This is a genomic window from Burkholderia sp. AU39826 (assembly GCF_020419965.1).
In the GTDB taxonomy this organism is placed as follows: Bacteria; Pseudomonadota; Gammaproteobacteria; order Burkholderiales; family Burkholderiaceae; genus Burkholderia; species Burkholderia semiarida.
Genome location: NZ_JAIZQG010000007.1, coordinates 104,425 through 123,214 on the forward strand (window position 1 = coordinate 104,425; position 18,790 = coordinate 123,214).

At 66.2% G+C, this 18,790-nt stretch carries 21 protein-coding genes; 7 read left to right on the plus strand and 14 right to left on the minus strand.

Translation table 11 applies throughout. The features are described 5' to 3' along the window. Positions 1-20 precede the first annotated feature (20 nt). From LGM42_RS15660 to LGM42_RS15670, 3 genes are read left to right on the plus strand one after another with little or no spacing between them, the layout of a single operon-like run. Entirely contained in the window at positions 21-1,280 is a 1,260-nt protein-coding gene (locus LGM42_RS15660; RefSeq protein WP_059574043.1) for a M48 family metallopeptidase, read from the plus strand. Next, positions 1,277-2,218, plus strand: coding sequence for a ribosome small subunit-dependent GTPase A (gene rsgA / locus LGM42_RS15665; RefSeq protein WP_059574044.1), 942 nt, complete (start codon positions 1,277-1,279; stop codon positions 2,216-2,218). The genes LGM42_RS15660 and rsgA overlap by 4 nt, the downstream gene beginning before the upstream one ends. A gap of 51 nt (positions 2,219-2,269) precedes the next feature. Further along, positions 2,270-2,587, plus strand: coding sequence for a putative signal transducing protein (locus LGM42_RS15670; RefSeq protein WP_226232629.1), 318 nt, complete (start codon positions 2,270-2,272; stop codon positions 2,585-2,587). 77 nt (positions 2,588-2,664) lie between these two features. Here the strand turns inward: LGM42_RS15670 and LGM42_RS15675 are convergent, their stop codons facing one another. The 6 genes from LGM42_RS15675 to rpsP form a co-directional block, all read right to left on the minus strand. Beyond that, positions 2,665-3,603, minus strand: coding sequence for a CobD/CbiB family protein (locus tag LGM42_RS15675; RefSeq protein WP_059574045.1), 939 nt, complete (start codon positions 3,601-3,603; stop codon positions 2,665-2,667). Positions 3,604-3,723: 120 nt separating this feature from the next. Then, on the minus strand, positions 3,724-4,410 hold the full coding sequence (locus LGM42_RS15680; protein WP_060313186.1) for a CoA pyrophosphatase: 687 nt from the start codon (positions 4,408-4,410) through the stop codon (positions 3,724-3,726). A gap of 87 nt (positions 4,411-4,497) precedes the next feature. After that, on the minus strand, positions 4,498-4,890 hold the full coding sequence (gene rplS, locus LGM42_RS15685) for a 50S ribosomal protein L19 (protein WP_059574047.1): 393 nt from the start codon (positions 4,888-4,890) through the stop codon (positions 4,498-4,500). A 133-nt stretch (positions 4,891-5,023) separates the two neighbouring features. Then, positions 5,024-5,818 carry a tRNA (guanosine(37)-N1)-methyltransferase TrmD gene (trmD, locus tag LGM42_RS15690; protein ID WP_059638231.1) on the minus strand — a complete coding sequence of 265 codons (795 nt, stop codon included), beginning with the start codon at positions 5,816-5,818 and terminating at the stop codon, positions 5,024-5,026. Between the two features lies 1 nt (position 5,819). Continuing rightward, on the minus strand, positions 5,820-6,497 hold the full coding sequence (rimM, locus tag LGM42_RS15695) for a ribosome maturation factor RimM (RefSeq protein WP_060313183.1): 678 nt from the start codon (positions 6,495-6,497) through the stop codon (positions 5,820-5,822). 42 nt (positions 6,498-6,539) lie between these two features. After that, positions 6,540-6,794, minus strand: a complete 255-nt coding sequence (gene rpsP, locus LGM42_RS15700; protein WP_006476550.1) for a 30S ribosomal protein S16 — start codon at positions 6,792-6,794, stop codon at positions 6,540-6,542. Between the two features lie 152 nt (positions 6,795-6,946). Between rpsP and LGM42_RS15705 the strand changes: the two genes are divergently transcribed. Next, positions 6,947-8,086, plus strand: coding sequence for a PQQ-dependent sugar dehydrogenase (locus LGM42_RS15705; protein ID WP_226232666.1), 1,140 nt, complete (start codon positions 6,947-6,949; stop codon positions 8,084-8,086). A 109-nt stretch (positions 8,087-8,195) separates the two neighbouring features. Further along, entirely contained in the window at positions 8,196-8,663 is a 468-nt protein-coding gene (locus tag LGM42_RS15710; protein ID WP_059574326.1) for an NINE protein, read from the plus strand. Positions 8,664-8,714: 51 nt separating this feature from the next. Here the strand turns inward: LGM42_RS15710 and LGM42_RS15715 are convergent, their stop codons facing one another. Both LGM42_RS15715 and LGM42_RS15720 read right to left on the minus strand, forming a co-directional pair. Continuing rightward, positions 8,715-9,893 (minus strand): PA0069 family radical SAM protein, encoded by a 1,179-nt coding sequence (locus LGM42_RS15715; RefSeq protein WP_226232630.1) that lies wholly within the window; start codon positions 9,891-9,893, stop codon positions 8,715-8,717. A 90-nt stretch (positions 9,894-9,983) separates the two neighbouring features. Beyond that, the gene (locus tag LGM42_RS15720; RefSeq protein ID WP_012492860.1) at positions 9,984-10,472 is read right to left on the minus strand and encodes an Lrp/AsnC ligand binding domain-containing protein; all 489 of its coding nucleotides are present in this window, start codon (positions 10,470-10,472) and stop codon (positions 9,984-9,986) included. Positions 10,473-10,617: 145 nt separating this feature from the next. Between LGM42_RS15720 and LGM42_RS15725 the strand changes: the two genes are divergently transcribed. Continuing rightward, the gene (locus tag LGM42_RS15725) at positions 10,618-11,904 is read left to right on the plus strand and encodes a D-amino acid dehydrogenase (protein ID WP_226232631.1); all 1,287 of its coding nucleotides are present in this window, start codon (positions 10,618-10,620) and stop codon (positions 11,902-11,904) included. A 337-nt stretch (positions 11,905-12,241) separates the two neighbouring features. Here LGM42_RS15725 and LGM42_RS15730 read toward each other — a convergent pair whose 3' ends face one another. The 5 genes from LGM42_RS15730 to LGM42_RS15750 form a co-directional block, all read right to left on the minus strand. Then, a complete protein-coding gene (locus LGM42_RS15730) occupies positions 12,242-13,177 on the minus strand; it encodes an electron transfer flavoprotein subunit alpha/FixB family protein (RefSeq protein WP_059638223.1) in 936 nt (311 codons plus the stop codon). Between the two features lie 16 nt (positions 13,178-13,193). Continuing rightward, the gene (locus LGM42_RS15735) at positions 13,194-13,943 is read right to left on the minus strand and encodes an electron transfer flavoprotein subunit beta/FixA family protein (protein WP_021157446.1); all 750 of its coding nucleotides are present in this window, start codon (positions 13,941-13,943) and stop codon (positions 13,194-13,196) included. Between the two features lie 227 nt (positions 13,944-14,170). Then, positions 14,171-14,965: a MetQ/NlpA family ABC transporter substrate-binding protein gene (locus LGM42_RS15740; protein WP_059574054.1), complete on the minus strand. Its 795-nt coding sequence runs from the start codon at positions 14,963-14,965 to the stop codon at positions 14,171-14,173. A 29-nt stretch (positions 14,966-14,994) separates the two neighbouring features. Further along, complete coding sequence (locus LGM42_RS15745) at positions 14,995-15,648, minus strand: methionine ABC transporter permease (RefSeq protein ID WP_059574055.1); 654 nt, start codon at positions 15,646-15,648, stop codon at positions 14,995-14,997. Beyond that, positions 15,638-16,672, minus strand: a complete 1,035-nt coding sequence (locus tag LGM42_RS15750) for a methionine ABC transporter ATP-binding protein (RefSeq protein WP_059574056.1) — start codon at positions 16,670-16,672, stop codon at positions 15,638-15,640. Before LGM42_RS15750 ends, LGM42_RS15745 begins: the two co-directional genes overlap by 11 nt. A gap of 216 nt (positions 16,673-16,888) precedes the next feature. Here LGM42_RS15750 and LGM42_RS15755 point away from each other — a divergent pair, with 216 nt between their 5' ends. Continuing rightward, on the plus strand, positions 16,889-17,797 hold the full coding sequence (locus tag LGM42_RS15755) for an alpha/beta hydrolase (protein WP_226232632.1): 909 nt from the start codon (positions 16,889-16,891) through the stop codon (positions 17,795-17,797). 31 nt (positions 17,798-17,828) lie between these two features. Here the strand turns inward: LGM42_RS15755 and LGM42_RS15760 are convergent, their stop codons facing one another. Further along, complete coding sequence (locus LGM42_RS15760) at positions 17,829-18,752, minus strand: histone deacetylase family protein (RefSeq protein ID WP_059574058.1); 924 nt, start codon at positions 18,750-18,752, stop codon at positions 17,829-17,831. Positions 18,753-18,790: the final 38 nt, after the last annotated feature.

An 18,790-nucleotide genomic window follows, 5' to 3' on the forward strand; every position in this document is an offset into this window, starting at 1 on the left:
AGAACCCTTTGGCGCCTTCGATGTCACCCTTTTCGTTCACCCTGCTGTTCGCGATCGCCGTGCTCGCGATGGTCGTCACCAAGCTGTGGCTCGCGTCGCGGCAGATCCGCTTCGTCGCCGCGCACCGCAACGGCGTGCCCGCGCAGTTCAGCGCCACCATCCCGCTGACCGCCCACCAGCGCGCGGCCGACTACACGGTCGAGCGCACCCGGCTGACGATGTTCGAGATCGTCGTCAGCGCGGCCGTGCTGGTCGGCCTCACGCTGCTCGGCGGCGTCGGCGCGCTCGACACGCTGCTGACCGGCTGGCTCGGCCGCGGCTACGGGCAGCAGGTCGCCCTCGTCGCCGCGGTGCTCGTGATCACGGGCGTGATCGACGTCCCGTTCGAGTACTACCGACAGTTCGGCATCGAGCAGCGTTTCGGCTTCAACCGGATGACGAAGCGGCTGTTCTTCACCGACATGCTGAAAAACACGTTGCTCGGCGCCGTGCTCGGCCTGCCGCTGCTGTTCGTCGTGCTGTGGCTGATGAACCAGGCCGGCCACCTGTGGTGGCTGTGGACCTGGATCGTGTGGGTCGCGTTCCAGATGCTCGTGCTGCTGATCTACCCGACCTTCATCGCGCCGCTCTTCAACAAGTTCGAGCCGCTGAAGGACGATGCGCTACGCGCGCGTATCGAGTCGCTGATGAAGCGCTGCGGCTTCGCGGCCAAGGGCCTGTTCGTGATGGACGGCAGCCGCCGCTCCGCGCACGGCAACGCGTACTTCACGGGCTTCGGCGCATCGAAGCGGATCGTGTTCTTCGACACGCTGCTCGCGCGCCTGTCCGGCCAGGAGATCGAAGCCGTGCTTGCGCACGAACTCGGCCACTTCAAGCGCCGCCACGTGATGAAGCGGATGCTCGTGTCGTTCGTGCTGAGCCTCGTGCTGCTCGCGCTGCTCGGCTGGCTCGCGCAACGCACGTGGTTTTATACGGGGCTCGGCGTCACGCCGTCGCTCGACACCAGCAACGCGGGCGCCGCGCTCGTCCTGTTCTTCCTCGCGATTCCCGTGTTCCTGTTCTTCGCGACGCCGTTCAGCAGCCTCACGTCGCGCAAGCACGAATTCGAGGCCGACGCGTTCGCGGCCAGCCAGACCGACGCACAGGATCTCGTCAGCGCGCTCGTGAAACTCTACGAGGACAACGCGTCGACGCTCACGCCCGACCCCGTCTACACGGCTTTCTATTACTCGCATCCGCCCGCGTCGCAGCGGATCGACCGCCTGCTGCAGCACGCATGAGCCGGCCGACCTCCCGCAAGCCGGCCGCGCGCGCGTCGGGCGCGCAACGGGCCGAAGGCCGCGTGATCGCGGCGCACGGCCGCCACTACATCGTCGCCCCCGACGACGGCGGCCCGATGCTTCAATGCTTCCCGCGCGGCAAGAAGAGCGACATCGCGGTCGGCGACCGCGTCGCGTACGAACTCGCGTCGGCCGACCAGGGCGTGATCGTGGAGATCGGCGAACGGCGCAACCTGCTGTACCGCTCCGACCAGTTCAAGTCGAAGCTGTTCGCGGCGAACCTCGACCAGTTGCTGATCGTGCTCGCGACCGAGCCCTATTTCAGCGAGGATCTGCTCGGCCGCGCGCTGATCGCGGCCGAAGCGAACGAACTGAAGCCGCTCGTCGTGCTGAACAAGATCGACGTCGAGGCCGCGCTGCCGGTCGCGCGCGAGCGCCTCGCGCCGTACCGCGCGCTCGGCTACGACGTGCTCGAGCTGTCGGTGAAAGGCGCGCCGGACGATGCGCGCGCGCAGTTGATGCCGCACCTCGCCGGGCATTCGACGATCCTGCTCGGCCAGTCCGGGATGGGCAAGTCGACGCTCGTGAACCTGCTCGTGCCCGACGCCGAAGCCGCGACCCGCGAGATTTCGGCCGCGCTCAACAGCGGCCGTCACACGACGACGTTCACGCGCCTGTACCCGCTGGAAGGCGGCGGTGCGCTGATCGATTCGCCGGGCTTCCAGGAATTCGGCCTCTACCACCTGACCGAAGGCCGCCTCGAGCGCGCGTTTCCGGAATTCCGGCCGCTGCTCGCGGACTGCCGTTTCTATAATTGTCATCATCTGCACGAGCCCGGCTGCGCGATCCTCGAAGCCGTCGCCGACGGCCGTATCGCGCCGTCGCGGCACGCGCTGTACGCGCAACTCGTGCACGAGGCGAGCCAGATCGTCCGCTGATCGCGCGACGGCCGGCCGGCGCCATGCCGGCCTTCATCGACAGGAGCCGCGATGCGTTTCAAGGCACCCGACCTCGCGACCGCGCAGCATTGGGCCAACGTGCTCCAGGTGGCCGGCATCGGTTGCGAGTTGCACAACCGCTACGCGACCGGCGCGCTCGGCGGCCTGCCCGCCGACGCGTGCACGCCCGAGCTGTGGCTCGACGACGAACGCGACGATGCACTCGCCCGCCGGCTCCTCGATGCCGCGTCGCACGGCCCGTCGGCCGGCGCGGCACCGTGGCGCTGCCGGCGGTGCGGAGAAGCGCTTGAAGCGCAATTCACCGCGTGCTGGCAATGCGGCGCCGTGCGCGACCCGCTCGACGACTGAACGCACTGCGCCGACCCACAGCGAAAAGGCCGGCATCCAGCCGGCCTTTGTCTTTCATCGGGTACTGCGCTGCGCCGTCACGACACCCAGACGGCGAGCGTCAGCATCAGCAGCAGGATCATCCACAGGATCACCGCGCGCCACACGAGGCCGACTGCCGACTGCAGCGTGCGCGGCGTGCAATCGTCACCAACCGTCAACGGACCGCTGTCGCCGACCGCCAGCGCATCGAGGCTCGACGGTTCCGCGAGCGGCCCGGCGAGACGCGCACCGAGCGCCCCGCTGCCGGCCGCCAGCAGCACGCCGTCGTTCGGGTCGGGCCACTGGCGCGTATGGTTGCGCCATGCATAGATCGCATCCTCGAAATTGCCGACGATCGCGAAGCCGAGCGCCGTCAGTCGGGACGGAATCCAGTCGATCACGAAGAACGCGCGCTGCGCGAACGTCGAGAACGCGGCCGTGCGATCGTCGCCCGGCGTCGACCAGCTGCGCGCGAGGTATTCGGAAATCCGGTACAACACGGCGCCGGCCGGACCGATCGGCAGCACGTACCAGAAGAACACGCCGAAGACGTGCCGATGCGACGCGACGACCGCATGGATCAGCGTATGGCGGACGATTTCGCCGACCGGCATGTCGACCGTGTCGATACCCGTCCACTCATGCAGGATTTCGCGCGCGCGCGGCACGTCGTCGTTGTTGAGCGCGAGATGGATATCGGTGAAGTAGTGGCTGAACTGACGGAAGCCGAGCGTGAAATACACGACGACGACGTTCCATATGAACGCGAGCACGAAGCTCACCTTGTACAACAGGAAATAGACCAGCGCGACGATCAGCACCCACGGCAGCACGACCGCGAGCCATGCGAGGAGCCCGTGCTTCTGCTTGCCGGCGTCGAGGCCATGCGCGACGGTTTCCGCATGAAACTGGAACAGCGCGAACACCGGATTGCTCGGCGACAACGCGCGGACCTGTTCGATGATGAGGGCGAGGAGAACCGAAAAGAAAGTCATGCGTGGCGCCGTCTTCGGAGTTATGTCATTTTTTGCATAACGATAGCACAGCGTCAGCCGCGCATGGCTGCCGGCGCGGTCGCCGGGCAGCCGCTCGCGCGCGCCGGCCGGCGCGCCCGCCTAGCCGGCGGCCAAGAAGCGATACAGATTGCGAAACATGGCGGCAGTTGCGCCCCAGATGAAGTATTGCCCGCCCGCTTCGCCGTTCGGGTAAGGCATGGCAAAAAAACGACGCTCGCCGCCTTCCCACCGAAACACGCGGACCTGATGGTTCGCGGGATTCATCAAGAACGCGAGCGGCACTTCGAAAATCTCGGCGACTTCGAACGTGTCGGCCTGCACGGTGAACGGCGGATGCACGAGGCTGACGACCGGTGTCACGCAGAAGCCCGTGCCGGTCAGGTAGTCGGGCAGCACGCCGAGAATCTCGACGCGTTCGGCGGCCAGCCCGATTTCCTCTTTCGCCTCGCGCAACGCGGTGGCGGTCGCGTCTCGATCGAACGGCTCGCGACGGCCGCCCGGAAAGCTGATCTGTCCGGCATGGTCGTTCAGGTGATCGGCGCGCTGCGTCAGCAGTACGGTGAGGCCCGTCTCGCGTGCGACGAGCGGCATGAGAACGGCCGCGCTGCGCGGATCGACACCTTCCTGCAGCCTCGCCTCGCCGGGCTCGACGCTCCATTCGAGCGTGCGTGAGAAACGTTCGCGCAGGCCGGACGGCGTCATCAGCCGGGAATCGATGACAGGCAGGCCGGCGCCGGTGCCTTCGACCGGCAATACTTCGGGATCGATGATGGGGCGGCGATTCAATGGGGCTCTCGGGTTCGTGTCGTATCGAGCATATTGTCGCGCCAGAATGAAAAAAGCACCCGGTTGGGTGCTTTTTCCTTACAGCTCTTACTCTTGGGAAGCTGCTGCGGCGCGATCCTTCGACACCAGCTTTTCCTTGATACGAGCCGACTTGCCCGAACGCTCGCGCAGGTAGTACAGCTTCGCACGACGCACATCACCGCGACGCTTCACGACGATGCTTGCCAGCAGCGGCGAGTACGTCTGGAACGTACGCTCGACGCCTTCACCCGACGAGATCTTGCGAACGATGAAGTTCGAGTTCAGGCCACGGTTGCGCTTCGCGATGACGACGCCTTCGTAAGCCTGAACGCGCTTGCGGTTACCTTCAACCACGTTCACGTTCACGATCACCGTGTCGCCCGGGGCGAAATCGGGGATCGTCTTGCCGGCGAGCGCGCGCTCGATCTCTTCCTGCTCAAGTTTTGCGATCAGATTCATTACTGACTCCTTATGCCATCGTGTCGGCGTTCGTACCCGCCTGCTTCCAGGCTCGGCCCCGATAGAGGATGGATTCACATCAGGCGCCGCACACGCATGTACGGCACCGCCAATTCCCGCCCGCGCAGCCGCCTCAGGAGGCGTCCTTCGCTTCGCGTGCGAGGTTCGCAAGCCACGCCTCGTCGGCCCGGCTCAACAACTTCTCGCGGCGCGCCCGGGCGATCAGGTCCGGGCGCTTCCGCAACGTATTCCTCAATGCTTCCTGACGCCGCCACTTCTCGATCTCGGCATGATGCCCGCCGAGCAGCACGTCCGGCACGCGCACGCCCTCGTATTCCTCGGGCCGCGTGTAGTGCGGACAATCGAGCAGACCGTCGGCGAAGCTGTCCTGCACGGCCGACAGCGAATCGTTCAGCACGCCGGGCAGCAGCCGCACGACTGCATCCATCAGCGCCATCGCCGGCAGTTCGCCGCCCGACAGCACGAAATCGCCGAGGCTGATTTCCTCGTCGACGCAACGATCCAGCAAGCGCTGGTCGATCGCTTCGTAGCGGCCGCACAGCACGACGACGCCGGGTTCCTGCGCCATCCGCACCGCACGATCATGCGTGAGCGGCGCGCCTTGCGGCGACATCATCACGACGCGCGTGCTCGCGATGCCCTGCTCCGCCTGCGCCGCTTTCGCGGCGTCGATCGCGGCTTCGAGCGGCCTGGCCAGCATCACCATGCCCGGACCGCCGCCGTACGGACGATCGTCGACCGTGCGGTAGTTGTCCGTCGTGAAATCACGCGGGTTCCAGGTGCGCAACCCGAAGCGCCCCTGCTTCACGGCCCGGCTGGTGATTCCCCAGTCGGTCAGCGCGCGGAACATCTCGGGAAAGAGCGTGACGACGTCGAACTGCACCGCGCGCTCGGTAACCTGGTTCATTTCAGTAATCGGCTTCCCAGTCGACGACGATGCGACGCGCCGCCTGATCCACCGTTTTGACGTAGACGCCGACGAACGGAATCAACCGCTCGTCGGTGGTCGGCTGACCGTCTTTGCCGGTCGCCGGATACTCGACACGCATGATCGAATGCACGCCGTTGTCGATCATCCCGCTCACCTTCCCGAGCGCCACCGATTGCTCGTTGACGACGTCGAGACCGATCAGGTCGACCCAATAGAATTCGTCCGCGGCCAGTGCCGGGAAATCTTCCCGGCGCACGAACACGCGAAAGCCGCGCATGGACAGCGCGGCATCGCGGTCGCTGACGCCCGCGGGTTGCGCAACGACAGTGTCGCTGTGCGTCTTCGACTGCATGATGCGGGCGGAAAGCCGCTCCGCACCGCGTTCCAGCCACCAGCGACGCGCGTTGAGCAGCGCGTCGCCACCGCGACCGGCATCGGCATGCGTCGCCACCTTGATCCAGCCTTTCAGGCCGTAGGCGTCGACCACCGCCCCGACCTCGACGGCATCGTCAGGCCAGGCTTGCGTCGCTTCGGGACTGCCTTGTTCGGCAGCCTGACCGGCGTTCGCGACCGTGTCGCGCTCGACCGGCTTGCGGACGAATGCGCCAAATGACGCACGCCCGCGCCTTGCATTACCGGAATCGTGACCCGCCATCAATGCACCTCACAGCCGGCACGACCGGCACACCGTGCCATGTCAGGCAGCCGGTTGCGCCTTTTGCGCTTCCTTCACGAGACGCTGGACGGTCGGCGACAGTTGCGCGCCAACGCCTTGCCAGTACGTCAGGCGATCCTGAGCGATACGCAGCGATTCGCCCTTCGTGGCGACCGGGTTGTAGAAGCCGACGCGCTCGATGAAGCGGCCGTCACGACGGTTGCGCGAATCGGTAGCAACGATGTTGTAGAACGGGCGCTTCTTCGAGCCGCCACGAGCCAGACGGATGATAACCATATGATGTCCTTCGGGAAAACCGGGTTCGAAACTACTGAAACACGCGATTATAGCCGGAAAGCAGAGGTACAACAAACACTTACGCGTAAAAATCCGCGGACGGCCCGTCCAGCAGGCATACAATCGGCGTGTCCACGACGCTCCCGACCGTCATGCCGCCCTTTCGCGCCGCCCCCGCGCGCCGCGCGCAGCACCGATTCGCGGCGCTGCTTGCCGGCCTTGCCTGCCTCGTCTCCCTGCCGGCGTTTGCCGCGCCGTTGCCGGTGAACGAACTCGTCGTGCCGCCCGGCTTCCACGTGGAAGTGCTGACGGACGCGGTGCCGGCCGCGCGCGAAATGGCGTGGTCGCCACGCGGCATTCTGTATGTCGGCACGCGGGAAGGCCGAGTCCATGCATTCGTGATGCGCGAGGGTCGGATCACCGCGCGCTACGTGATCGCGTCCGGACTCGATATGCCAGTCGGCGTCGCCTATCGCGATGGCGCTCTCTATATATCGGCCGTGTCGCGTATCCTGCGCGTCGACCGTATCGACGACCGGCTCGCCAGACCGCCCGCCCCCGTCGTCGTGACCGACGCGCTGCCGACCGACCACCATCACGGCTGGAAATTCATCGCGTTCGGCCCCGATGGCAAGCTCTACGTACCGACCGGCGCTCCGTGCAATGCCTGCCTCGCCGATCGCAGCCGCTACGCGATCATTGCGCGAATGAACGCCGACGGCAGTGGGCGCGAAGTGTTCGCCCGCGGCATACGCAATACGGTCGGCTTTGCATGGCACCCCGATTCAGGGGAGCTGTGGTTCACCGACAACGGGCGCGACATGATGGGCGACGACGTACCCGACGACGAGCTGAACCGTGCGCCGCGCGCCGGCCTCGACTTCGGCTTTCCATACTGCCACGGCGGCGATACGCCCGACCCCGAATTCGGCAGCGCCGACGTCTGCCGCCGTTATGTACCACCCGTCCTGAAACTCGGCGCACACGTGGCGGCGCTCGGCATGCGCTTCTACACCGGATCGATGTTTCCTGCGTCGTATCGAAATAATGTCTTCATCGCCGAACACGGCTCGTGGAACCGCAGCACGAAGGTCGGCTACCGCGTGATGCGCGTGGTCGCCCCCGTGGACGGCAGCCACGCACGTCAGACGCCGTTCATCGCCGGCTGGCTGCGGCCCGACGGCACGGTATGGGGACGCCCGGCCGACGTACTGCCGCTGCCGGACGGTTCGTTGCTCGTCAGCGACGATTACGCGGGCGCGATCTATCGCGTGACTTATGCGGCACCTTGACGCAGCCGAGGGGTGACCGGGCCCGACCGGGCATCGTAGAATGCGTGCCGGGCCGTGCGCCCGCGCCGGCTTGCCGGCCGCCCAAGCCAACGACAATACGCCGCCATCCATGTCCAGCAGCACCGCATCACCCCGCCGCTTCCGCTCCAAGACGCTCACCGCCGCCCTCGCGTTCCTGCTCGGATCGCTCGGTGCGCACCGCTTCTATCTGTACGGCTTTCGCGACGTGTACGGCTGGGCCCACCTGCTCGCGACGATCGTCGGCATCCCGGGCTTCCTGCTGCTCGCGGCAACCCAGCGCAGCGCCGGCCTCGGCTGGTGGCTCGCGGTGCCCGGCGCAATCTCGCTGCTGGCGGCGTTCCTCGCCGCCCTCGTCTACGGGCTGCGCCCCGACGAAAAATGGGATGCGCAATTCAATGCGGACACCGGCAAGCACAGCCAGTCGGGCTGGACCGTGATCTTCGTCGTGATTTTCTCGCTGCTGATCGGCGCGTTCCTGCTGATGACCGCACTCGCGCTGTCGTTCCAGACGTACTTCGAATCGCAGGTCCAAGCGGCCAAGCAGATTTCGCAGTAAGCCCGGCCAGCACGATCGATACGGGACACCGGCGACTACGTTGCTCGTCGGTCAGAACAGGCTCAACTGGATGTCGTCGCGCGACTTCGCGCCGGCTGCTCGAACCGCGACAGGCGGCGCTGATACTCCAGCGACCGGCGCGCCGCGGAATCGCGACAGATCCAGAATGCCGTTCGTGCGCTCGTTCAGCCCGAGCCGCTTGACGGCCTGACGGAAGCGTTGCCGCAACAGGTCGGCCCAGATCCCCTCGCCCTTCATCCGTTTCGAGAAGTCCGAATCGTAATCCTTGCCGCCGCGCATGTCGCGCACGCGGTTCATCACGCGCTCCGCACGATCGGGAAAATGCGCGGCAAGCCACTGCTTGAACAGCGGCGCGACCTCCCACGGCAATCTCAGGATGATGTAGCTCGCATGCGTCGCACCGGCTTCCGCGCAGGCTTCGAGCACGCGCTCCATGTCTGGCTCGGTGACGAACGGAATCACCGGTGCAATGCTCACGCCGACCGGCACACCCGCATCGCGTAGCGCCCGGATCGTGCGCAACCGCCGCGCCGGGGTGGCCGCGCGCGGCTCGAGCGTGCGCGCGAGCTCGGCATCGAGCGTCGTGATCGTGACCGCCGCCATCACCTGCCCGCGTTCGGCCATCGGCGCGAGCAGGTCGAGATCGCGCTCGATCAGCGACGATTTCGTGATCGCCGCGAACGGCAGCCCGCGATCGCGCATCACCTGGATCACGCTGCGCGTGATGCGCAGGTCGCGCTCGACCGGCTGGTACGCATCGGTGTTGACGCCGAGCGCGATCGGCTCGGGCACGTAGCGCTTGCGCGAAATCTCGCGCTCGAGCAGTTCGGCTGCGTTCACCTTCGCGTAGATGCGGCTTTCGAAATCGAGCCCCGGCGACAGCCCGAGATAGCTGTGCGTCGGCCGCGCGAAGCAGTAGATGCAACCGTGCTCGCAGCCGCGATACGGATTGAGCGACACGCTGAACGGAATGTCGGGCGACTGGTTGTGCGTGAGGATGCTCTTCGCCCGCTCCTCGAATACCTGCGTGCGCAGCGGCGCGGGGAAATCGGCATCGTCGGACTCGTGCGTCCAGCCGTCGTCGACCGCTTCGCGCTGCGCGATTTCATACCGCCCCTGCAGGTTGTCGACCGCACCGCGCCCCTTGCGGGGCACGGGCGGCGCTACCGGAAATTCGTTGTCGGACCGATCGTCCATGTGCCCACCCATTCGCCTGCGCCCAATACTGTACATTTATACAGTATTGGGCGCAGCATGCCAAGAGCGGGATAAAGGGCCCGACGGCCGGCCGCCGGTGCGTCACTCGCCGACGGCGATCGTCAGCGTTTCCTTGATTTCCTCCATCACGACATAGCTCTTCGACTGCACGGCGCCCGGCAACTGCAGCAGGATGTCGCCGAGCAGCTTGCGGTAGTCGGCCATCTCGCCGATTCGCGCCTTGATCAGGTAGTCGAAATCGCCGGAGACGAGATGGCATTCGAGCACCTCGTCGATCTTCATCACTTCCCGGCGGAATTGCTCGAACATGTTGCCGCCCTTGTGGCCGAGCGTGATCTCGACGAACACCAGCAGCGCGGCGCCCAATTGCCCCGGGTCGACCCGCGCGTGATAGCCGGTGATCACGCCATCGCGCTCCATGCGCCGCACGCGCTCGATGCACGGCGTGACGGTCAGTCCGACCTGTTCCGCGAGGTCTTTCATCGCCATCCGGCCGTCGTCCTGGAGCAGTTTCAGGATGCGCCGGTCGAGCTTGTCGAGCGAGCGTACGGGCTGACGTTGCGTTCTCATTTGTTTATGCTGAAAACCAGAAAAATACAATAACAAAAACTGCAGATTCGACAATACCATAGCGCAAAAAACTAGATCAGCTAGAGGTAACACGGAGCCGCGGGTGCGCCCGGCCTCGACCTGATTCCTTCCATCTGGAGCAGCTATGCGAGTCGTCATTCTGGGCAGCGGTGTGGTGGGCGTGGCAAGCGCGTATTACCTCGCGCGCGCCGGCCACGAAGTCACGGTGATCGACCGGGAAGCCGGCCCGGCGCTGGAGACGAGCTTCGCGAATGCAGGCCAGATCTCGCCCGGCTATGCGGCGCCGTGGGCCGCGCCCGGCGTGCCGCTGAAGGCCGTCAAGTGGATGTTCGAAAAGCACGCGCCGCTCGCGATCCGCCTCGACGGCACGCGCTTCCAGCTCCAGTGGATGGTCCAGATGCTGCGCAACTGCACGGCCGAGCGCTATGCGGTGAACAAGAGCCGCATGGTCCGTCTCGCCGAATACAGCCGCGATTGCCTGCAGGCGCTGCGCGCCGATACCGGCATCCAGTACGAAGGCCGCACGGGCGGCACGCTGCAACTGTTCCGCACGCAGCAGCAACTCGACGGCGCGGCGAAGGACATCGCCGTGCTGCAGGAAGCGAACGTGCCGTTCGAACTGCTGTCGCCGGCCGAGCTGAAAAAAGCCGAGCCGGCGCTCGCCGCCGTCTCGCACAAGCTGACGGGCGGCCTGCGCCTGCCGGGCGACGAAACCGGCGATTGCCAGTTGTTCACGACGCGCCTCGCCGCGCTCGCCGAATCGCTCGGCGTGAAGTTCCGCTACAACACGCCGATCGATGCGCTCGCGATCGCGGGCGGCAAGATCGCCGGCGTGCAATGCGGCAGCGAGACGGTGCGTGCCGACGCGTACGTCGTCGCGCTGGGCTCGTACTCGACGCGCTTCGTCTCGAACCTGATGAAGATTCCCGTCTATCCGCTCAAGGGCTATTCGATCACCGCGCCGATCGTCGACGAAGCCGCCGCGCCGGTGTCGACCGTGCTCGACGAAACCTACAAGATCGCGATCACGCGCTTCGACCAGCGCATCCGCGTCGGCGGGATGGCGGAAATCGTCGGCTTCGACAAGACGCTGCGCGCCGCACGCCGCGAAACGCTCGAGATGTGCGTGAACGACCTGTTCCCGGGCGGCGGCGACACGTCGAAGGCCACGTTCTGGACGGGCCTGCGCCCGATGACGCCGGACGGCACGCCGATCGTCGGCCGCACGCCGGTGTCGAACCTGTTCCTGAACACCGGCCATGGCACGCTCGGCTGGACGATGTCGTGCGGCTCGGGCCAACTGCTCGCGGACCTGATCTCGGGCAAGATGCCGGCGATCCAGGCCGACGACCTGTCGGTGCATCGTTACCTGAAGGACGCGCCCGGCCAAGCGCGCCCGGCCTACGCGTAAATCGGAACGGCCCGCGGCGAGGCGGGCCCGTTGCATCGACGAGAAAGGCGCCCTAGGGCGCTTTTCTCGTTTCCGTGACTGCGAGTGCGAGTGCGAGTGCGAGTGCGAGTACCGACTCGGCGCGACGCTTCAGTCAACGTGCGCATGCTCTCGTTGGACGGCGAGCGAACCGACGCTGCCCGTCGGGTGTACGCGACGATATGTTCGGCACGGCACAGTACGATCGCGGATCTTCCAGGCAAACGACGCTCGCGCCGCTTCCGCGACGACACAGCGAAAAAGGGGCGCTCATCGCGCCCCTCTTCTCGTGTGCTTACCGCTGAAGCGTCACGCCGCGTCAGCCGAGCTCGTTCACGAGCTCCGGCACGAGCGAGAACAGATCGCCGACGAGGCCGTAATCGGCCACGCTGAAGATCGGCGCTTCGGGATCCTTGTTGATCGCGACGATCACCTTCGAATCCTTCATCCCGGCCAGATGCTGGATCGCACCCGAGATACCGACCGCGATGTACAACTGCGGCGCGACGATCTTGCCCGTCTGGCCGACCTGGTAGTCGTTCGGCACGTAGCCGGCGTCGACTGCCGCGCGCGACGCGCCGAGCGCTGCCGACAGCTTGTCCGCCAGCGGCTCCAGCACCTTCGTGTAGTTCTCGCCGCTGCCCAGACCGCGGCCGCCCGACACGATGATGCTCGCCGACGTCAGCTCCGGACGGTCCAGCTTCGTCACTTCACGGCTCACGAACTGCGACTTGCCGGCGTCGGCCGCCGCTTCGATCTTCTCGACCGCTGCGCTGCCGCCTTCCGCCGCCACCGGATCGAAACCCGTCGCACGCACCGTGATGACCTTGATCGGATCGCTCGACTGCACGGTCGCGATCGCGTTGCCCGCGTAGATCGGGCGCTCGAACGTGTCGGCCGAATCGACCGCCGTGATGTCCGAGATCTGCGCGACGTCCAGCTTCGCGGCGATGCGCGGCGCGACGTTCTTGCCGTAGGCCGTCGCCGGCGCGAGGATGTGCGAGTAGTCCTTCGCGATGTTCAGCGCGGTCGCCTCGACGTTTTCCGCCAGGCCTTCGGCCAGTTGCGGCGCGTCGGCCAGCAGCACCTTCGACACGCCCGCGATCTTCGCTGCCGCGTCGGCCGCCGCTTGCGCGTTGTGGCCCGCGACCAGCACGTGGATGTCGCCACCGATCTTCGCTGCCGCCGCCACCGTGTTCAACGTCGCGGCCTTGATCGACGCGTTGTCGTGTTCTGCAATCACCAGAATCGTCATTTCCTTGCGCTCCCTCTTACAGCACCTTGGCTTCGGTCTTCAGCTTCTCGACCAGCGTCTTCACGTCCGGCACCTTCACGCCGGCCGCGCGCTTCGGCGGCTCGGCCACCTTCAGCGTCTTCAGACGCGGCGCGACGTCCACGCCCAGGTCTTCCGGCTTCACGGTTTCCAGCGGCTTCTTCTTCGCCTTCATGATGTTCGGCAGCGTCACGTAGCGCGGCTCGTTCAGGCGCAGGTCGGTCGTCACGACCGCCGGCAGCGTCAGCGACAGCGTTTCCGCGCCGCCGTCGACTTCGCGCGCAACGGTTGCCTTGCCGTCGGCGATCGTCACCTTCGACGCGAACGTCGCCTGCGGCAGACCTGCGAGCGCGGCCAGCATCTGGCCCGTCTGGTTCGAATCGTCGTCGATCGCCTGCTTGCCGAGGATCACCAGTTGCGGCTGTTCCTTGTCGACCAGTGCCTTCAGGATCTTCGCGACGGCCAGCGGCTCGACGCTGTCGTTCGACTCGACGAGGATCGCGCGATCCGCGCCGATCGCCAGCGCCGTGCGCAGCGTTTCCTGCGCTTGAGTCACACCCACCGACACCGCGATCACTTCGGTCGCGACGCCCGCTTCCTTCAGGCGCACGGCTTCTTCCACGGCGATCTCGTCGAACGGGTTCATCGACATCTTCACGTTCGCGATGTCGACACCCGTGTTGTCCGACTTCACGCGGACCTTCACGTTGTAATCGACCACTCTTTTCACTGGCACCAGGATTTTCATGCACACGCTCCAAAGTTACGAATACGACCAGAGGCCATTTTAAGCGAGGCCTCATGACTGCGCGGCCAGGCGGACCCAACCATGATGGTTGTCGAGGATACCGCTTCTTGGCGACGCGCCAATGATAGCGAACGGTCGTTCTATTTTAAAAGAGAAAAAACCCGGACGCAAAGCCCGGGTTTTCGATCATCGACTCTAATCGCTCCGGGCGTCCCGTGCTGCGGCCGTTACCAGGCGGCAATGACCGCGCCGCCGAACTTGCCTTCGATGAACTGTTTCACGTCGGCCGAGTGATAGGCCGCAATCAGCCTGGCGACCCACGGCTTGTTCCGGTCCGCGTCGCGAATCGCGAGGATGTTCGCGTACGGGCCGCTCGGGCCCTCGATCGCGATCGCGTCCTGCTTCGGTTTCAACCCCGCTTCCATTGCGTAGTTGGTATTGATCGCCGCCGCGTCGACGTCGCCGAGCGAGCGCGGAATCTGCGCCGCATCGAGCTCGACGATCTTCAGCTTGCGCGGATTGTCGACGATATCGAGCGGCGTCGCCTTCAACCCCGCATCCGCGCGCAGCTTCAGCAGCCCCTGCTTCTGCAGCAACAGCAGCGCGCGGCCGCCGTTGGTCGGATCGTTCGGCACCGCGACGCGCGCGCCCGGCTTCAGCTCGGCCAGCGACTTCACGCGCTTCGAGTAGATGCCCATCGGAAACGTGACGGTATCCGCGACCTTGATCAGCTTGTAGCCGCGATCCTTCACCTGCGCCTGCAGATACGGATCGTGCTGGTAGCTGTTCGCGTCGAGGTCGCCCGACGCGAGCGCGGCGTTCGGCTGCACGTAGTCGGAAAATTCGACGATGCGGATCTCGAGCCCCTCCTTCGCCGCGACCTTCTTCACCACTTCCATGATCTGCGCGTGCGGGCCACCCGTCACGCCGACCTTGATGGTTTCGGCCCGGGCTTGCGCGCCCGCGAACAGTGCGGCCGCGCCCAGCGCCGCCGCGAATTTCAGCATGAAGCGTCGTTGCATCGTCTCTCCCCTATCGAATCGGTCTGATCTTATTTGTGGCTCAGCCGGCGCACCAGCCAGTCGCCGAGCGATTGCACGATCTGCACGAACACGATCAGGATCGCGACGACCGTCCACATCACTTCCGGCAGATAGCGCTGGTAACCGTAACGGATCCCGAGATCGCCGAGCCCGCCGCCGCCGATCGCGCCCGCCATCGCCGAATAGCCGACCAGCGACACGAACGTGATCGTCAGGCCCGCGACGACGCCCGGCAGCGATTCGGGCAACAGCACCTTGAATACGATCTGCGACGTGGTCGCGCCCATCGATTGCGCGGCCTCGATCAGCCCGCGATCGACTTCACGCAGCGCGGTTTCGACGAGACGCGCGATGAACGGCGCGGCCGCGAGCGTCAGCGGCACGACCGCCGCGGCCGTGCCGATCGACGAACCGGTAACGAGCCGCGTGAACGGAATCACCGCGACCAGCAGGATGATGAACGGCGTCGAGCGGACCGCGTTCACGATGCCGCCGAGCACGCGATTGACCGCGAGATTCTGCAGCACGCCCTGGCGATCGGTCAGGTAGAGCAGCACGCCGAGCGGCAGGCCGACGAGCGCGCCGACCGCCCCGGAAATGCCGACCATGATCAGCGTCTCCCAGAACGACTGCACGAACATATCGAACATCTCACTCAACATACGAAAGCTCCTCTACCACCACACCTTGCTCGCGCAGGAACGCGAGCGCCTGCCCGACCTTGCCCGGCTCGCCGCCCGCGAGCACCGCGAGCGAACCGAATGCCTGCCCCTGGATCTCGTCGATCTGGCCATGCAGGATGTTGAAATCGAGTTCGTACCGGCGGATCGTCTCCGACAGGATCGGCTGGTCGACGCCCGAGCCCGTGAACGCGAGCCGCAGCAGATGCCCGCTGCCCGTCTTCAGCCGCTCGGCCACGCGTGCCTTCAGCGCGGGCGGCAACTCCTGCGCGATCACGTCGCCGATCAGCGCGCGCGTCACTTCGTGATGCGGCTGCAGAAACACGTCGATCACGCGGCCTTCCTCGACCACGCGCCCCGCATCGAGCACCGCCACGCGATCGCAGACCTGCTTGATCACTTCCATCTGGTGCGTGATCAGCACGATCGTCAGGCCGAGCTCGCGGTTGATGCGCTTCAGCAGGTCGAGGATCGAACGCGTGGTTTCGGGGTCGAGCGCCGACGTCGCCTCGTCCGACAGCAGCACCTTCGGCTGGCTCGCCAGCGCGCGGGCGATGCCGACGCGCTGCTTCTGCCCGCCGCTGATCTGCGCCGGATAGCGATCCTTCTGCGCGGACAGCCCGACCAGGTCGAGCAGCGGCAGCACCGCGGCTTCGATGTCGGCACGGCTCGCGCCGGCCAGCTCGAGCGGCAGCGCGACGTTGTCGAACACCGTGCGCGACGACAGCAGGTTGAAGTGCTGGAAGATCATGCCGATTTCGCGGCGCGCTTCGCGCAGCGCGCCGGCCGACAGCAGCGTGAGATCGCGCCCGCCGACGACGACATTGCCTTCGGTCGGCCGCGTGAGCAGGTTGATGGTGCGCACGAGCGTGCTCTTGCCTGCGCCGCTTCGGCCGATGATGCCGAACACCTCGCCCTGCGGGATCGTCAGGTTGACGTTGTGCAACGCTTCGACCCAGCCGCCCGGGCCGGGGAAACGCTGCGAAAGATTGCGCAATTCGATCATGTAAACAAAACGGCGGCCGGCCGGCGAGTTGGCCCGCCAGTCGGCCGCCGATGCATCTGGAATAACCGGCGATTTTACCGCAAACCCCTCATTCCCCTTAATAATCGATTTCGATCTTTTCATAACCAAATGAAATTAGAGGGGCGCCGCTGGGCGCTCGCGAGAATCCCGCGACTATGATCCGGAACACTGACCAACGAACAGGGGACACGCCCGATGAGCACGACCACCACGCCGGCCGCCGCACCCGCCACCGCCGGATCGGCGCCCGCGTCGCGGATGGGCCGGCTGCGTACCGCCGACGGGCTCGAACTGGCGTCGTACCGCTGGCCGGCCGGCGACGGCGCCGCGCCGCCGCGCGCGACGATCGCGCTGGTGCACGGCCTCGCCGAACACGCGGGCCGCCATGCCGCACTCGCCGGCCGGCTGAACGCGGCCGGCATCGACGTGCTGGCGATCGATCTGCGCGGGCATGGCCACTCGCCCGGCAAGCGAGCCTGGGTCGAACGTTTCGACGACTACCTGAACGATGCGGACGCGCTGTTCGCCGAAGCCGCGCGCGGCGACGCGCCGCTGTTCCTGATGGGACACAGCATGGGCGGCGCGATCGCGGCGCTCTACGCGATCGAACGTGCACCGGTACGCGGCCACGCGCTGACGGGCCTCGTGCTGTCGAGTCCGGCGCTTGCGCCCGGGCGCGACGTGCCGCGCTGGATGCTCGCCGTCAGCCGCGTCATCAGCCGCGTGTGGCCCACTTTCCCCGCGATCAGGATCGATGCGGCGCTGCTGTCGCGCGATCCGGCCATCGTCGCGGCCAATCGCGCCGACCCGCTCGTGCATCACGGCGCCGTGCCCGCACGCACTGGTGCGGAGATTCTCGACGCGATGGCGCGCATCGAAAACGGCCGCGACACGCTGCGCGTGCCGGTGCTCGTCTATCACGGCACCGAGGACAAGCTGACCGAACCCGACGGCAGCCGCGCGTTCGGCGCACGCGTCGGCTCGCCCGACCGTACGCTGACGCTGTACGAAGGCGGCTTCCACGAAACGATGAACGATCTCGAACGCGATCGCGTGATCGACGCGTTGATCGCATGGATTCACGCGCGCGTGCCGGCACGCTGAGCGCGCCTCGGCCCGACCGGTCGAGCGAGGATCAGATCCCGGCCAGCACGCGCAGGTGCGCGACGACGCTGCGCCCCAGCGCGGACAGGTTGTAGCCGCCTTCGAGGCAGCTGACGATGCGGCCCTGCGCATGCCGGCGCGCCACCTCGACGATCTGCGCGGTCAGCCATTCGAAGTCGGCCTCGACGAGACCGAGATTGCCGATGTCGTCCTCGCGATGCGCGTCGAAGCCGGCCGACACGAACAGCATTTGCGGCTTGAACGCGTCGAGGCGCGGCAGCCAGAACATGTCGACGGCTTCGCGGATCGCCATCCCGTTGCTGCGCGCGGGCATCGGCAGGTTGACCATGTTCGGCGCCTGATGATCGACGCCCGAGAACGGATACAGCGGATGCTGGAAGAAGCTGCACATCAGCACGCGCTCGTCGTTCGCGAACGCCGCCTCGGTGCCGTTGCCGTGGTGCACGTCGAAATCGATGATCGCGACCCGTTCGATGCCGTGTACGTCCAGTGCGTGCCGCGCGGCGATCGCGACGTTGTTGAAGAAGCAGAAGCCCATCGCTCGGGCAGGCTCCGCATGATGGCCGGGCGGGCGGACGCCGCAGAACGCATTCGCATAGCGGCCCTCGATCACCGCGTCGGTCGCCGCGATCGCGGCGCCGGCCGCGCGCAGCGCCGCGCGCCACGTGTCGGGATTCATCAGCGTATCGGGATCGATCTCGACGTAACCGTCGACCGGCGTCATGCTGCGGATGTAGTCGATGTGCGCCTGCGTATGCACGCGGCCCAGCGCGACCTCGCTCGCGAACGGCGCGGTTTCGTGCACGATCAGGTCGTCGATGCGGCTCGCAATCAGTTGATCCTGGATCGCCGACAGGCGGGCCGGGCATTCCGGATGCCACTCCCCCATCTCGTGCAGCATGCAGTCGGGGTGCGTATAGAAAGCGGTTGCCATAAGCTGTCATCCGTGGCGCAGGGTGCGCCGCAGGTCTC